Here is a 15701-nt window from a genome sequence, read left to right as displayed (position 1 = left end):
AAGGCTCTCTGCGATGAAATACTATCCTTCCTAACAAAATTCTGTTTCACAGTCATTGGAGGTCTCATGATTGACTCAGCTAAATAAGTCAATTTTCAAATAATAAGATGAAAACATGCTCATCATTTGAAATTGAACTAGTTCAATGCAACTATCATTGCAACAAATCTTAAGCCATCTAACCACAGAGGGAGATTACCAATGGATACATCTCAAACCAGCAGCGTTGCATTTATCGGTTTAGGCACAATGGGTTACCCCATGGCAGGCCACTTAAGTAAACAAGGATTTAAGGTGGTCATTTATAACCGCAGCGACGCCAAGGCGAAGGCTTGGTTGAGTGAGTATCAGGGGACTCAAGCTGCCACACCGGGGGATGCCGCAGCTCAAGCCGATATTATACTCACTTGTGTTGGTAACGATGAAGACGTGAGACAAGTTTATTGCGGCGAAAATGGCATTTTCGCCAAAGCGAAGGCCAATAGCATCTTAGTTGACCATACCACCGCCTCGGCAGGCCTAGCGAGAGAACTCTACGCCCAAGCCCAACAGCGGCAACTGCAATTTTTAGACGCCCCAGTGTCTGGTGGTGAGGCCGGAGCAATCAACGGTGCCTTAACTGTGATGGTAGGCGGAGAACAAGCCGCCTTAGATAAAGTACAAGCGGTACTTAACAGCTACGCCAAAGCGGTTAATCTTGTCGGAGGTGCAGGCTATGGGCAACGCTGTAAAATGGTCAATCAGCTGTGTATTGCTGGGGTCTTGCAAGGCCTATCGGAAGCACTACAATTAGCAAAAGCGGCCGACTTGGACATCAATACGGTGGTCAATGTTCTTCAGCACGGTGCCGCCGGCAGTTGGCAGTTAGCAAATCGGGCAAACAGTATGGCTGACGACAAGTTTGATTTTGGTTTCGCGATCGATTGGATGCGCAAAGACTTAGCCATTTGTTTCGATGAAGCTGAAAATCTAGGAATTGATTTACCCCTTGCTAAACAAGTTGATGCGGAGTATGCGAAACTGCAACAGCGCGGTTACTCACGTAGCGATACCTCGGTACTGATTAAACAGTTTGATAAATAACCGATAAAAATACAAAAAAAACCTAAGGCCACAGGCCTTAGGTCAGTCACACGCGAGAACGTGAGTATTAGTTCAAAAGTTAAAAAACATTAGAAGTAAAACACATTGAGTACAATACAGCGGCACTAGAGGACTGATAACCAAGAGACAACTCCTGCCTTCATCCATGTATGACACGTAGTGACTCGGAACTAGCAGCGTTGGCTCAAACTTATTCAAGCCCCTAAAACTGGCTTAAATACTGCTAACCACTGTATAGTAGCTCAATTAATAACCAAGCTGGTGAATGAAATTTAAACAACTGTAAGGATAACGGTACAGCGATTCATAAGCGGATTCCGCTCAATGATTACAACAGAGCACCAAGCTTTCACTTGCACCGCTTCCAAAGCTAGACTAAGCTCGCGGCCAATCGCAGTAGCGACATACATTTTCCTGGCGAAATCACGCCACATTTATCAGATATAGGTAAGTCAATGACTATTATTGCCGTTCCCGAATTAGCTAAACCAGAAATTAGAAATCATCACAAACTACGCCACCTTAAAAAGATGGCGATTGGCCCTTTTGCTCAAACCTGTGCCGAAATTCGTTTCGTCACTGATATTGAAAAATTTGACGAAATTGAAGCAGCGCTAGTGCAAGTCCAACAGCAGCAAACTTGGGAGTTATTTATTGCCTACTTTAATCAACAATATCATGTGGCAATCACCTTTTTGACTGAACAAACTCCGCTCGAAGAAGTATTAACCACCGCCACCGAAGTGATTACCCAACTTGCCGGTCCCGTTGAACTAGATATTTTAGCGGGTGATGCAAACTACGGAGACTGGGACAGCTGCTACGCAAACTAGTATAGCTTGAACTATCACGCCGATTCAGTCCGGCGTGAACATCACCCATTAACTCAGTTATTTACCCTGCTCTACCAATGCTCTAATCTTGAACGCCTTCTCAAAATGATCGAGTTTATGTTCGAGGATCCACCAGCTTGCAGCTTCCATCAGTAATTCTGGGTCATCATTTCTATTGGCAAAAAATGCGTAAAAAGACAAACCAACACTCTCGCCCTTCTGCTGGATCTTTTGCTCACATACCGCAATAATTTTATCGCGTAAAGTTTGACGCATCTTCAACTACCCATCCTTTGTTAAATAACATAGCGCTCATCAACTAAAATCGCCCTGCCAGCCTGGCGCAATCGCCAAACCCGACACGCCTGCTAATACCGAGCTGTCCTGCAAAGCTAATTGATATTCAGCACCACTCAAAACATGCTCAGCCGAGCAATCAACATTCCATTGTCTTAATAGATATCCAGCCAATGCAGCACGCACAACTAAGCTTAAACAACCATCCTGCATCGCATAATCAAGCTCAATCGCTAATGAGTTTTTAATACGGGGATGCGACACCAAATTTAACTCAAGCATTTGATTCCATTGCTTATCATATTGTCGACCTTCCACGGTGGATATTGAAGCATCGAGTAAGGCAAGCTGAGTAAAACGAGTACAAACAAAATCTCTAAAACTCTGGCTCTGCCGATCAAAGGCGCGAACATGCCAACGATGACCGTTATTCACTAAGCTATGTGGCACAATTTCGCGGCGAGTCTCTCCAGAAGAAACCGAAACATAAGCACAACTTAATGCCACTCGATGATGAATAGCGCGCATGATGGCAGCAATAAATTCTGCTTTAGGATGAACCAGACGAACTGCATCAAAGCAGCTATCGCTTGGTTCTAAAGGAAAAGATAAACCATCGCCAAATCCCTGCGACAACCCCGTTAATATCGCTTCTGGATTATGCGAAAACAGCGGTTCAAATTGGTTTCTACGCAGGTAACGACGGGCTTTATGATCCAGCACCGCATTTGTCGGTGCGAGCTGTTTATAGGCGGCTAAATCACGAGTCGCTGCCGCTAATCCAGTCTGAAATCGACTAATCAGATCGCTACGACTCACTTCTCCAAAGTATTCCAAACTAAAATCAATAAAGGCCAAGCGAGTTCGTTGTCCATGATTTAATTGCTTCAATTCCATCTCAAAAATCTCCATCTTCAACAATGGAAATACTATCAACAGCATACGCCATAGGCAATCATTATGATTAGGGGTATTGAAGCATAAAGCGGCAAAGCCACTAAGTCCGACATCTGTCGCTTTACTAGGGGCCCCATTGAAGTGAATCACCGAATAAATGCGAAAAGACACATCAGAGAGCAGTCAATGGGCTGACATTTAGGCATTCAAACCCACCATCCCCTCAGGCGGATAACGATCGCCTGACAAAGGCATCTTTTCAATCTGCTGCTCTAAGGCGCTTTGTTCTTGCGCGGATAAAACGATATCGTGACTCGCGCAATTCTCTTCTAAAAAGGACAAGCGACGCGTTCCAGGAATCGGCACAATGTCTTCTCCCTTAGACAATAGCCAAGCCAAACAAAGTTGCGCTGGGCTGCATTGTTTTTGCTGCGCCATATGTGCGATAAGAGACGCAATGGGTTGATTCTCGGCCATCGCCTGCGCGGAAAAGCGTGGCAATATAGCCCGAAAGTCGCCTTGCTCAAAAGCTTGGTGTTGCCGAAACAAACCCGAGAGAAATCCACGCCCCAGCGGTGAATAAGGCACAAAGCCAATGCCTAATTCTCGGCAAGTTGGTAAGACTTGCTGTTCAACCTCCCTTGACCACAAAGAATACTCGGTTTGCACCGCTGTAATTGGATACACTGCATGCGCTCTTCGCAAGGTACTGGCATTTACTTCGCACAAACCGATATGAGCAATTTTACCAGCTTTCACCAAGTCAACTAAACCCGCCATGGTTTCTTCAATGGGTTGCTCAACATCAATTCGATGCACATAATACAAATCAATTTGCTCGACACCTAAGCGACGTAATGATGCTTCGCATGCTTGTCGTGCATAACTTGGATGATTATTAATACGACGAGCATATTCTCCGGGTTCACGCACAATGCCAAACTTAGTGGCAATTTTTATATCGGCAGAACTTTGCGCAAGAAAACGACCAAGCAGCTGTTCATTATGATGAGAACCATACATATCTGCACTGTCAAAAAAATTGACACCAAGCTCTACCGCGCGGGCTAATACCTTCATCGACTGCTCGTCATTCTTAGGGCCATAAAACTCACTCATGCCCATACACCCTAAGCCCATAGATGACACCATCAAGGATTGCCCTAGTTGTCTTTGTTTCATATTCATTTCTCAGCTTATTGATCCAAAGCAAACATCATGTCATATTCCAAAAATGAAATATTTAGACAAAACTAGCAATCAATCTTCCAAAATTGAAAAAAGCATCGTTACACAACTGGTTTGGGATGATGCACGCTGCTTTCTGGCGCTCGCCAGAAATGGCACTTTGACAGCGTCAGCGCAAACCATGGGCATCGGTATCGCCACCTTGTCCCGACGAATAGAAAGGTTGGAGAAGGCTCTGGGGCTTCCTCTATTTATACGCCAACAAACTGGTTACCTGCTCAGCGAAGAAGGAAAGGCGCTATTAAATAAAGCAGAACAAATGGAGGCAGCAAGCCAAGCATTTATCTCGGATGCAGAATGTAATCAAAGCTTATCGGGTAAAATTCGCCTCGCCACTGCGGAGAATTTAGCGAGCCATTTGATCCTGCCTGCGTTGCCTGCGTTTTATCAACAATACCCACAACTCAAATTAGAAATCCTCACCGGGATCCATACCAGTAACCTACACCGCAACGATGCCGATCTTGCATTACGAATGGTAAGGCCAAGCAGCGGTCACGTTAGTTTTAAACGCATCGGCCAACTCGGTTACGGGCTATACGCCAGCCTCGGATTTCTAGAACAGCAGCAATTAACGCCAAGCCATTCCGTAAACGAAAACGATGCATTCATTAGCTGGAATGACTCACAAAGTCACCTACCTGCAGCGCAATGGGTGCAACAAATACTCAAAGGTTGTGAGCCAATACTAACCACAAGCTCTGTCGCTTCACAGCTCTCAGCTTGTTGCTCCGGTCTTGGGTTTGCGGTGCTACCTAACCTTCTTGCGGTCAAACAAGGTTTAGTACGTATCGATACAGATGTCGCCATAGATCAAGCTATTTATTTGGTGATCCAAGCCGATCTCTGCCATTCGCCAAGGATCAGAGCCATGGCAGACTTCTTAAGCGATTTAGTGAAGTCCAATCAACATCAACTGGAATGACCCGCAAATACCAATTAGATTGATGGACTTAAAGCCCCAGTCGGTGCTCTTTATACCACCTAAATATCGGGGACCGTGAAAGTGGTCAAGTGAATCTAGACACCATTTTATAATTGAGTCCGTACTTTCTCTATGACTCAATTTGGCTCAATTTTTTTAGGAATTGAAGCGACCATCACACTCGCAAAAATAATGCAGCCGCCTAAAACTTGTAACGCGGATAAGGATTCATTTAGCCAAATCACCGCAAAAATAGCACCAAACATCGGTTCACTGCCCATTAATAGTGAAACCTTGGTCGGGGATAACTTTCTCACCGCATGATTTTGCACAAAAAAAGCAAACAAGGTACAGCACACAACCAAATATCCCATGATCAACCAAAATTCGACATTCGTTGGAAATGTCATATTCAAACCCGAATTATATAAAATAACACCACCAGCACTGGCCGCGACAACTAAAGATTGAATGCAGGTAAGCGTTACGTTGGTAATGACCTTATCTTGAGTGATTCGCTTAGTCGTTGTCACCATCATCGCTCGAAGTAATGCCGCCGATAAAATAAAATAGTCACCTCGATTTAATGTTAATTCCAAGCCACTAGAATCGGTTAACAAGAAAACCCCGACAACGCTTGAGACCGCAAGAAAAAACATGCCCCTGCTGATAGCGTTTTTGTTAATGAAGACTTCAACAAACGAAGTAAATATGACCGACAAACTGATCAAAAATGCAGCTTTACTCGCAGAGGTTTGAAATACTCCTGTCACTTCAAAAAAGAAAATTGCAGCCAAAATAGATCCCGTTGGAAAAGCAACTTTCCAATCTTTACTACGCCCCATGTAGATATCTCGAAGTGCCATCGGCAACAACGATAAAAAAGCAACCGAAAAACGGAGCATAATAAACACCATCACTGAGCTATAAATGAGCGCCTGCTTCGTTAAGCCATAACTGGTTCCCCAAAAAATAGCGACCGACAGAAGCGCAATTTCTAAGACGGGAACATAAAGTTTCCGGTGATTCTTTTTAGTCACTTTTACTTCGAGTTGTATGCTGTCATTCATAGTCGCTCCTTAAATTCAGATTAACGGTAAGTCGTTTGACACCAACAGTATCAATGAGTAACTTAAACGGAACAATATAGCTGATACGCAAAGGATAATTGCACTGTGGACACAAATAGAATCATGAATTTGATGCCCGAAATGGTCACCTTTGTGACAGTGATTGAACAAGGGAGCTTTTCTAAAGCGGCAGTCAAACTAGGCGTGATGCCCTCGTCTGTTAGCCGTTCAATCAGTAAACTTGAAAAGATGCTGGAACAAAAACTGATTGAAAGAACCACTCGAAGCTTACGTCTAACGAGTATTGGTGAAGATGTATTTCAACTTTGTCTTGATATGCTTAAATTTGCTAAACAAGCCGTCGATGCTGCGCAAGTCAATCAAAATACAGTGTCAGGAGACCTGACGGTTGCCGCGCCGAAAGCTTTAGCTCGTCAAGTTCTGATGCCAATAGTTTTAGCTTTTATTCGAGCCTATCCCAATGTCTCGTTAAAATGGAAAATCGCTGATCATTATATTGACCCAATTGGAGGAGAAGTGGATCTCGTGATTCATATTACCGATAATCCTGTTGAAGGTTTAATTGCAAAAAAAATGGGCCGAGTGAAACGTATTGCTTGCGCTAATCTCAATTATATCCAACAACATGGCTTACCAACTCATCCAAATGATCTCATGGAGCATCAATGCATCGGTTATGGCGAAACGGCTGCTGATAATTCATGGACATTAAGTCATCACAATAAAAAACATACCATTAAAATAAAGGGACCTCTGGCGGTTAATCATAGTGAAATAAGAAGAGAAGCTGTATTGCAAGGTTTGGGGATTTCGATTTTCCCAGACTTTACCGTATCTAAATACCTCGACTCTGGGCAACTTATTCAAGTATTACCCGAATGGCATATCAAAGGAGATTACCAAGGAAATGTTGTTGCGCAGTATCCGCAATCAAAATATATTCCGAATCAACTTAAAGCCTTCATTGACTTTCTGACTGAACGCTATGACCATTCTAACTCATGACTCCCTTTGCTCCATTCCAAGCGCTGAATGTAGCTCTGTTTTATGCTTATCCCATAAGCTAAGGAGCAGGCACAACCAATCTGGTCATTTTGGCTTATCGCTCAGATCGTAAAAAGGTCTAATAGGAGAACCTACAAACGTTGAGATACAAACTATTGAGTCTAACGACGAGACACCAAAGAGCAGCGCCTATGGGCATATTCCCATCTGCGAATACCAATCAGATTCATTATATAAGCAACTGATTACCCAGCATAAATCTGTCGATAACCAGCCATGAAGAGCAGTAACTCATGGCTCTAATGACTGATACATCATGCAGTTAGCGGTGATTTAGGCCCGCAACAATCAACAGACAATGAGTTAGATTGGTATCTAACACCTAGGAAATTTTTATGAATTCATTTCGGCAGTCAAATCATGAGTGAAGTCGTCACGCTGCTGACCAATTGTGCTCAACTGGCAGAATGCCCACGCTGGGATCCAGAGCGCCAGCTTCTATATTGGGTTGATATTGAAGCAGGCCGATTACACGCATTTGATCCCAAAACAGGACAAGATGATTTTTTGCAATTAGATGAAGAAATTGCTTGTTTCGCTATTCGGGAGAAAGGCGGCTTTGTTGCTGGCCTAAGATCAGGCTTGGTCACCATCGATTCTTTGCAAGGTGGTATCACGCCCATTGTCGATCCGGAGCAAGACAAACCACAACAACGCTTTAATGATGGCCGCTGTGATCCTGCTGGGCGTTTTATTGCTGGTACGTTGAATCCAAACAAAGATGCCTATAGTGGCCATTTCTATGCGCTAGACATCGATCATTCAGTGCGTCAGATCGTAGGGGAAAATTGGACCTCGAACGGCCTAGCATTTAGTCCCGATGGTAAAACCCTTTATTACTCGGACACGCCACGTCATGTGGTATTTGCCTGTGATTATAATGTCGATACAGGGACAGTGAGTAAGCAACGTGAATTTATCCGCTTTCCTTATGGTTTTGGACGTCCCGATGGCGCAGCCGTTGATAGCGAAGGTTATTACTGGAGCGCGCTTTACGATGGAGGTCGAATTGTACGTATCAGTCCAGCGGGAAAAATAGTTGCAACGATTACTGTGCCAGCCAAAAAGCCAACGATGGTGGCGTTTGGTGGTGATTCGCTAAATACCTTATTTATTACCAGCGCTGATACAGATGATCCAGCAGAGAAGGCTCAATATCCATTGTCTGGTAGCATATTTGCGATAAACTTAGCAGTGACAGGCTTGCTTGAACCAAAGTTTAAAGGCTAAAAGCTCAAGTATGGTGGGCATGAGATGACTCACAGGCAAATAGTCATCCCCCAGAAAATTAACGGCTTATATGGCGATTCAGCTCAGAATAACCCGTCACCAAAGCCGCTATGAGTCATATAACGCGAATAACTGCACCCCGCGATAAAGCAATGCAAACCTATAATCATGATGTAAATTGATACATCATCGATCTTCCGGTTTTAGATGTTTAGCGCTTGCCGAAAATTGTTTCAGTTCTTCGATACTATATTTGCTATGCACTCTTTCAACTGAAGCAGGCTGGTGGCCAATACTTACGCCAGTGCGCCTCGCCATTTTAGGGCGAATAGGACGAGAGACAAAGCCACCACCACAATTTGGACATACATTTTCTAATATCTCACTTACACATGCGACACAGAAAGTGCATTCGTATGTGCAAATCATTGCCTCTGTAGAATCTGGCGCTAAATCTTTATCACAGCACTCACAATTAGGTCTAATTTGCAGCATATACTAACGCCAAGTTGATAAACACGAAGCTTCTGTATGCGCCGCTAAAAATAGAAGCAAAGCCACATGAAAAAACGTCATCGAGCCCACAATTGATAGATACTTTATTCAGGACGCTCTGCAAATTGAGGTAAGTCATCGTGAATATCATCCCATGAGGCTTTACTGGCCACAAAAATATGACTCGCCTTTTCGACAGCGATGTCATCATCCAAAGTACCCACTCGAAGCCGCAAAATTTCCGGTATAGACATACGCTGACTATATATTGGCGAACCACAAGTGTCACAGAAAAAACGCTTCGCATCGTCTGACGAAGCATAGCTCCGTAAAAGGTGCTCTCCTGCCAGCAAATTAAAATCAAGCGACTTAACCGGAGCATTTAATGCGAAGGCAGAACCATTAGACTTTCGACATTTACTACAGTGACAAAACATGGCTGGATTTAGTTCTCCATTAATCTCGTAGCGGATCCCACCGCATAGACAACTGCCTTTCAAACTCATATTAGTTTCTCTCTTTACAAATCAACAAAAGTAATCAGACAGCCATCCTAACAACAGAATTTTCCACTGTCGAGAACCGGATAAGCATGGTTCAAAGCAAGCTAAATCGATAAGCCAAGTCTTAAAAAATCTATGGGCTATTTACGATCGACAGGAGTATCCAATTGATTTAAAAACAGAATAAGCATCAACTACGAAAATTCTATGTCTAATGTATGCCGCGCATATTTATACCTGAACTATGTATGGGGCGCACAGGCATATCGCCTGCCAATATAGCCCCTGTTAAAATCACCAGTCACCATAATATTCAAACCTCAGTGAAGGTTTCAGGCGCCGCTCTTTGTTGGCTTCTAAAGCAAACCATCAAAGTACCAACCAACCCTCGTTGACACTTTGAGCCAAATAAATCGTGATAAACTTATCAAGCCTCGATAAGCGAAAATCTGCTTATAAATTGCCGACGCCTCCGTCGATCAACAATTCAGATCCGAGCATATAAGCTGACTCATCCGAGGCCATAAATACTGCAGCTTGTGCTAATTCCCACGGTGAGCCCATTCTTTTTAAGGGGACCAATGCTTTTACCTCTTCAATCAGAGCCTCGCGTTTTTCTTTCGACAAGCCAAATTTATTAAAAGCATCCGTTTGCGTTGGACCAGGGCTAATACTATTGACTCGGATCCCTCGATCTTTGAGTTCGCCGGATAAGGTTCTCGCCAAAGAGATCAGCCCCGCTTTGCTGGCTGCGTAAACACTGCTTTGCGCTAAACCTATTTGAGCGGAAACACTACCACAGAGAATAATTGATGCAGAGTCGGATAATAGTGGTAACAGAGATTGAATCAGAAAAAATGGGCCTTTTAAGTTCGTATTCATCACTTGATCAAAACTAGTTTCATCCCAGTCTTCCAGGGGCTTATGGGTCACATCGCCAGCATTGATATAGACAATATCCAGCTTGGGAAATTCATCCATTAAACGCTGTGCTAATTCTGCTTGCTGCTCAACATTACAAGCATCACTTTTTAGAACTAAGGCCTGATTTCCCAACAGCGCTTGAGCATCAACTAAACCTGTTTCATTGCGACCAGTCACTGCGATAGTGGCACCTTCCAGCTGAAACTGTTTGGCCGTTTCTAAACCAATCCCGGCAGTACCACCAGTAATGAGTGCATATTTATTATGGAGTCGTTTTGTCATGAGCTTTACCTTCACAAGTTGCCTAAGGGGGAGGCACATATTATTATCCGACTTGTATCATTTAGATAGTAGGTACCAAATGGATACCAAAGAGATAATTAATATGAGAGACCAAAAACTTCAAAAAAACTCACGCTGCCCCATGGTAGATTTTGTCAATATCGTGTCCGGAAAATGGGCCATCCCAATTCTATACCGATTAATCATCACCGATGACGTGATTCGCTTCGGGGCTTTACAAAGAGCGATCGGTACGATTACTCAGAAAGAGCTGACCAAACAACTCAGAGCATTTGAAGTTTTAGGGATCGTATCAAGGCATGTATATCCAGAAATGCCACCTCGTGTCGAATATCAAATTACCGAGCTGGGTAAAACCTTAAAACCGACCCTCGATTTACTGGCACTCTGGATGAACGAACATCGGGAGGAGCTATTAACAAATATGCAAATTCAATCTGATAATACTTAAGCTCAAATACCGAAGAATTGAGTGGATGCTCATAGGATAATGAGCATCAGAGAGAAAACCTTGTTGTAGTCGAAAACCTAAGCTGGCCTCAACCCATTTACTCTTGAGTTTAGTCGTCTTTATTTAACACGATGCCGGTTTTGCTAATGGTAATTAAACCGTCTTTATATAAACGGCCAATGGCTTTTTTGAAGGTACCTTTACTCACCCCAAAAATGGCTGAAATCGCTTGTGGTGAACTTTTATCGCTGAGCGCCAAATAGCCCTGTTCTTCTCTTAACTTAGCTAAAATAGTATCGCCAATATCAATCGCTTTTTGAATACCGATGGGCTCTAAGCTCAAGTCGAGTTTTCGGTCATCACGTACTTTTTGAATATAACCACGGCAGGCATAGCCAGCACGGATCCGCTTAAACACTTGGTCATAATACAATACGCCCCAATGCTGATGGTTAACCACCACTTTGTAGCCTAACTCCGTACGCCCAGCGACTAACAAATCCACTTTATCACCATCTTTGTAGTGATGGTCTGACTTATCAATATAACGATCTAATTTATTGCTCGCAGCAATACGTTGTTCATTATCGAGGTAAACATAGACCACATAATGACGGTCGACTTCCATCGGTTGCTGCTGCTCTGCAAAAGGCAAGAACAGATCTTTATCTAGACCCCAATCGAGAAAAATACCGACATCATTAATATCTTTCACTCGCAAGTTAGCGCACTGGCCCACTTGCACCTGCGGATGCTGTAAAGTGGCGATGAGGTTACGCTCACTATCACGATAAACAAATACCGATAAGCTATCTCCAAGCGCCAGCTCGGGCTGCACTTCTTTGGATGGTAATAATACATCGCCAAACTCGCCACCATCTAGGTAGGCACCTAAGTCAGCCATTTCAATCACGGCTAATTGATTAAGGCGTCCAATTTCCAACATGCTCACTCTCTTGTTACGTTCAACCGACTCCTGCTGAGCCAAGATGTCAGTATAACATGCTAAAAACGAATTCTAACTAATGCCCTCACTTTAATACAAAGGCTTCGCTAAGCGGGTTTAAGAGTGTTCACAATGGTTAAAACCTGCAAACTAACATCCGATTCAATTTTGGTAGCGAGCTGATAGGCCGATTCCACTTGAGCTTTCACAGTGTTCATTTTACTGCTGAAACTTCCCATGTGTTGACTCTGCTCACGAATGAATTGGCCTGCTTGATGCGCCACTTTTACCGAAGTTTGTGCCTGCTCCCTTACTTGATAAGTAGTTTCCATCAACTTAGAGGATATTTGTTGTTGATGTTCACTGGCCTGTTCAATCCCGCCAATATTCACCTCTAGCTCAGATGACGAGCGCTTAAGATGCTGTAAAATGGCGGTGATTTCTTCCAGCGACGTTTGGGTCCGCATCGATAAACTTCTCACCTCTTCGGCCACAACCGAGAAACCACGGCCGTGCTCTCCGGCCCGCGCCGCTTCGATTGCCGCGTTTAGAGCCAACAAGTTAGTTTGGTCTGCAATATTGCGGATCACATCCAAAATGGCACTTACATCACTGACCGCTCCCACCAAACTGGCTAAAGAAGCGCGACCCTGAACAACCGCAGTACTGGTTCGCTGATTGGCATCAATAACTTGAGCCACATCTTGCTGGGATTCATTCATCGCATGTTCGGTCGCGTTTGCATTATGCTCCACATCACTGGAAATTTGATTTAACTGCTCGGTCAATTTCCCTAGTTGCACCATCAACAGTTGCGACTCAGAGACCTGATGATCAGTTTGCTCAGAAGTTAAATAGACTTGGCGCACCTGTTCAGAAACAGCGTCAAGTGAATTGGAAACCACCGACAACTGTTGATTTTTAAGTTTCTCTAACTGCTCTTGTTTGGCCAGCAACTGGTTAAAGAAAGTCGCGATTTCACCTATTTCAGTGTTATCACGTCTCACTCTTAAGCGTTCGATCAGGCCATTTTGTACCAACATAGCAAAGCCATTTCGTAACTCGCGCAAAGGTGTTAGCACCGTGCGCTTCATAACCCATTGCATCACTACCGCAATCAATAAAATCAAGCCCGCCACACTATAAAGAGTCGCTGCCACTCGCTGCATCACCGCATCTCGCTGTTCGAGCACTTGCAGCTCAGCTTGGTCAATCTGTTGAGTCAACTGGTTTATATCAGCAAGCAGTGCCTCACGCATGATGTTTCGCTGCTGAATTAGCTCAGCAGAAGAGTTGAGCTCTTTCGGATAACGTTGAATTAGGCTGTTAAGTTCAGCCTTTATCTCTTTGACTAAATCGACTGCCTCATCAGGATCTCCGAGCGAAAACTCATCCACTTCAACCTCACTCATCACGCCCAGTAAAGGTAGTTTATTGACTAATTCAAATTGTTGTCCGAGCTGTTGAAGCGCATCATCGTAAGCCTGCTTACTTTGAGCCGAAGCACTCGCGAAGTAGCGATTGCGCTGCATCGACAAAGACGCCACCATATTCAGCAATTCACTGCCACCAGTGATATAGGCCTTGGCTGAATCGTCATATTTTGCCGCTAAACCGTAATCAATAAAACTATCGGCCCAGCCTCGCATCTCTCGCTCAGCATTAATCAATAAACCCTGCTCATTGCCGCTTAATTTACCCAGAGCCAAGTAGCGAGTATGCAAAGACTCAAGCAGTTCATTCAACTGCTGAGATAAATGACTAAGTTTCAACCCTTCAGTACGAGCCACTAAATCTTCTAGTAAACTCTCTGCATCACTCAATTCGATGGCATTACCAGTGCTTAAATAGCGATTCACCTTTGCCACTAAGTGCTGATTAAATTGTGACTTGAGCGACTGATAGTGCTGCAACTGTTGGTTTGATACATTCAACTTCGCTAAAGAAAAATAGAGGGCAACAATCAGTATCGAGCTCACTGCCAGTAAGGAAAAAGCAGATAAGCTTGAAAACTTTGAAACTCGCATAAAAACTCCTAATACAACTAACGAAGCGCTAAAGCCGCTCTGGCATTCGAGGGGTCATTAACCTTTCGAATTTAACTTTCGCTCAATTTTAAGGTTTCTTGAGCTCTGTGCAGGTCAGCGGTGTTCAACAAGTAACGAGCAACAAAGCAGCAAAACGTTTGGCGAAACCCTCTAAGCAATGCTGATAATGAACGCCGTCAGCAAGCACGACTAAGCCATCCAAAACAATCACAAATCGTCGACCGATGTTCATGTTATTGGCAGCTATTAGGCTCCAAATTAAGTGGCGATATTATGAAGGAATTATGACAAATTAATGACAGCAAAAACGAGGCGAAGAGATCACACAAAGATCCAACCAAACGCTAACATCGGCTCAATCATATTGCTCATTTAGAGGGTGATAGGCACACAAAGCTGTAACTCAAAGCGTTCTTCAGGATCAATAAACTGACATTGTTTATAACGTACAAAGGCCGGAATATTACCCATACGATAACCGCTATTCGGTAACCATTGCATATAAAACTGATGCAGCATTGGCAGTAACTCTCCATATTGTCCAGCCACTTCCATAGTTGCATGCATGCCGCCAGGAATCGTTAAACAACTTACAGGGCCACGGCGAATAAACGGAGTGTCCACAGCAAGACAAGCAACATAGTGGCATAAGGGGGCAGGCACGATATCGGGATTAGAATGGTATAAGCCCAAAAGCTTGTCCTGACTCCAATCAATCTTCTGACTATCGGCCCAAACCTGAAGCTTTTCGTAGGCTTGGCGAATGCTGCGATCGTAGCCTTGATGGCGCACATAAGCCACAGTTTGCGCCTCTAAACGCCGAACACTTACCACTGGTAAACTAAGCGTTTGTGCCTGTCGCATCCGTTGCTGTAATTCTTCACTCCAACTTTGCTGATAGTTTGCTTGACTATAAACACTGTAGCCTCCTTCGCGCCATTGCCGAGGAGATTGCCCAAAATGTTTCTTAAAAGCCTGAGAAAAAGAGGCTGGAGATTGAAAACCGCAACTTAGAGCTGCATCTTGCACCGTCAAATGAGGTGAAAAAATCAGTAAGTTGGCACAACGCTCTAAACGCGTACGCCGAATATAATCGTTCACACTTTCCCCGGTAAGTTGTTTAAAACAACGATGAAAATGAAACGGCGAATAAGCGGCGATAGCAGCTAAGGCTTTGGCATTCAGCGGCTCGGCAATGGTTTGATGAATATAATAAAGCACGTCATTGATCCGGCTTTGTCTATTTACATCGGTATTCAATGACATAGCACTTCCTAAAAGTATTCGCTCAACACATTTATCCAAAAATAGCACAAATGGACAAGAGTTTGCACATAAATA

At 43.8% G+C, this 15701-nt stretch carries 16 protein-coding genes; 6 read left to right on the top strand and 10 right to left on the bottom strand.

Annotated elements, in window-relative coordinates; all coding sequences use genetic code 11:
* Positions 1-201: 201 nt before the first annotated feature.
* On the top strand, positions 202-1083 hold the full coding sequence (locus tag ACRRS0_RS06370) for an NAD(P)-dependent oxidoreductase (RefSeq protein ID WP_432454033.1): 882 nt from the start codon (positions 202-204) through the stop codon (positions 1081-1083).
* A 476-nt stretch (positions 1084-1559) separates the two neighbouring features.
* Entirely contained in the window at positions 1560-1937 is a 378-nt protein-coding gene (locus ACRRS0_RS06365; RefSeq protein WP_432454034.1) for a hypothetical protein, read from the top strand.
* A 57-nt stretch (positions 1938-1994) separates the two neighbouring features.
* Here the strand turns inward: ACRRS0_RS06365 and ACRRS0_RS06360 are convergent, their stop codons facing one another.
* The 3 genes from ACRRS0_RS06360 to ACRRS0_RS06350 all read right to left on the bottom strand — a co-directional run bounded on the left by ACRRS0_RS06360 (position 1995) and on the right by ACRRS0_RS06350 (position 4313).
* Positions 1995-2213: a DUF6500 family protein gene (locus ACRRS0_RS06360; RefSeq protein WP_432454035.1), complete on the bottom strand. Its 219-nt coding sequence runs from the start codon at positions 2211-2213 to the stop codon at positions 1995-1997.
* Between the two features lie 39 nt (positions 2214-2252).
* Positions 2253-3131, bottom strand: a complete 879-nt coding sequence (locus ACRRS0_RS06355; RefSeq protein WP_432454036.1) for a WYL domain-containing protein — start codon at positions 3129-3131, stop codon at positions 2253-2255.
* Positions 3132-3329: 198 nt separating this feature from the next.
* Complete coding sequence (locus ACRRS0_RS06350; protein ID WP_432454037.1) at positions 3330-4313, bottom strand: aldo/keto reductase; 984 nt, start codon at positions 4311-4313, stop codon at positions 3330-3332.
* Positions 4314-4365: 52 nt separating this feature from the next.
* Between ACRRS0_RS06350 and ACRRS0_RS06345 the strand changes: the two genes are divergently transcribed.
* Entirely contained in the window at positions 4366-5304 is a 939-nt protein-coding gene (locus ACRRS0_RS06345; RefSeq protein ID WP_432454038.1) for a LysR family transcriptional regulator, read from the top strand.
* Positions 5305-5441: 137 nt separating this feature from the next.
* Here the strand turns inward: ACRRS0_RS06345 and ACRRS0_RS06340 are convergent, their stop codons facing one another.
* Entirely contained in the window at positions 5442-6374 is a 933-nt protein-coding gene (locus ACRRS0_RS06340) for a DMT family transporter (protein WP_432454039.1), read from the bottom strand.
* 105 nt (positions 6375-6479) lie between these two features.
* Here ACRRS0_RS06340 and ACRRS0_RS06335 point away from each other — a divergent pair, with 105 nt between their 5' ends.
* Together ACRRS0_RS06335 and ACRRS0_RS06330 are read left to right on the top strand one after the other, a co-directional pair.
* Entirely contained in the window at positions 6480-7400 is a 921-nt protein-coding gene (locus ACRRS0_RS06335) for a LysR family transcriptional regulator (RefSeq protein ID WP_432454040.1), read from the top strand.
* A 420-nt stretch (positions 7401-7820) separates the two neighbouring features.
* Positions 7821-8690, top strand: coding sequence for an SMP-30/gluconolactonase/LRE family protein (locus tag ACRRS0_RS06330; protein ID WP_432454041.1), 870 nt, complete (start codon positions 7821-7823; stop codon positions 8688-8690).
* Positions 8691-8876: 186 nt separating this feature from the next.
* Here ACRRS0_RS06330 and ACRRS0_RS06325 read toward each other — a convergent pair whose 3' ends face one another.
* The 3 genes from ACRRS0_RS06325 to ACRRS0_RS06315 all read right to left on the bottom strand — a co-directional run bounded on the left by ACRRS0_RS06325 (position 8877) and on the right by ACRRS0_RS06315 (position 10894).
* Entirely contained in the window at positions 8877-9185 is a 309-nt protein-coding gene (locus tag ACRRS0_RS06325) for a DUF1272 domain-containing protein (RefSeq protein WP_432454042.1), read from the bottom strand.
* Positions 9186-9289: 104 nt separating this feature from the next.
* Positions 9290-9691: a GFA family protein gene (locus tag ACRRS0_RS06320; RefSeq protein ID WP_432454043.1), complete on the bottom strand. Its 402-nt coding sequence runs from the start codon at positions 9689-9691 to the stop codon at positions 9290-9292.
* 450 nt (positions 9692-10141) lie between these two features.
* Positions 10142-10894, bottom strand: a complete 753-nt coding sequence (locus ACRRS0_RS06315; protein ID WP_432454044.1) for an SDR family oxidoreductase — start codon at positions 10892-10894, stop codon at positions 10142-10144.
* Between the two features lie 79 nt (positions 10895-10973).
* Here ACRRS0_RS06315 and ACRRS0_RS06310 point away from each other — a divergent pair, with 79 nt between their 5' ends.
* Positions 10974-11366, top strand: coding sequence for a winged helix-turn-helix transcriptional regulator (locus tag ACRRS0_RS06310; protein ID WP_432454045.1), 393 nt, complete (start codon positions 10974-10976; stop codon positions 11364-11366).
* A gap of 109 nt (positions 11367-11475) precedes the next feature.
* On the opposite strand, the gene ACRRS0_RS06305 is transcribed toward ACRRS0_RS06310, so the two are convergent.
* The 3 genes from ACRRS0_RS06305 to ACRRS0_RS06295 form a co-directional block, all read right to left on the bottom strand.
* Positions 11476-12312, bottom strand: coding sequence for a CvfB family protein (locus tag ACRRS0_RS06305; protein ID WP_432454046.1), 837 nt, complete (start codon positions 12310-12312; stop codon positions 11476-11478).
* 107 nt (positions 12313-12419) lie between these two features.
* Positions 12420-14339, bottom strand: coding sequence for a methyl-accepting chemotaxis protein (locus ACRRS0_RS06300; RefSeq protein WP_432454047.1), 1920 nt, complete (start codon positions 14337-14339; stop codon positions 12420-12422).
* 393 nt (positions 14340-14732) lie between these two features.
* On the bottom strand, positions 14733-15626 hold the full coding sequence (locus tag ACRRS0_RS06295; protein WP_432454048.1) for an AraC family transcriptional regulator: 894 nt from the start codon (positions 15624-15626) through the stop codon (positions 14733-14735).
* Positions 15627-15701 lie beyond the last annotated feature (75 nt).

It is taken from the genome of Agarivorans sp. QJM3NY_29, assembly GCF_050870835.2.
Classification (GTDB): domain Bacteria; phylum Pseudomonadota; class Gammaproteobacteria; order Enterobacterales; family Celerinatantimonadaceae; genus Agarivorans.
This window is presented reverse-complemented; position numbering and strand designations above follow the sequence as displayed.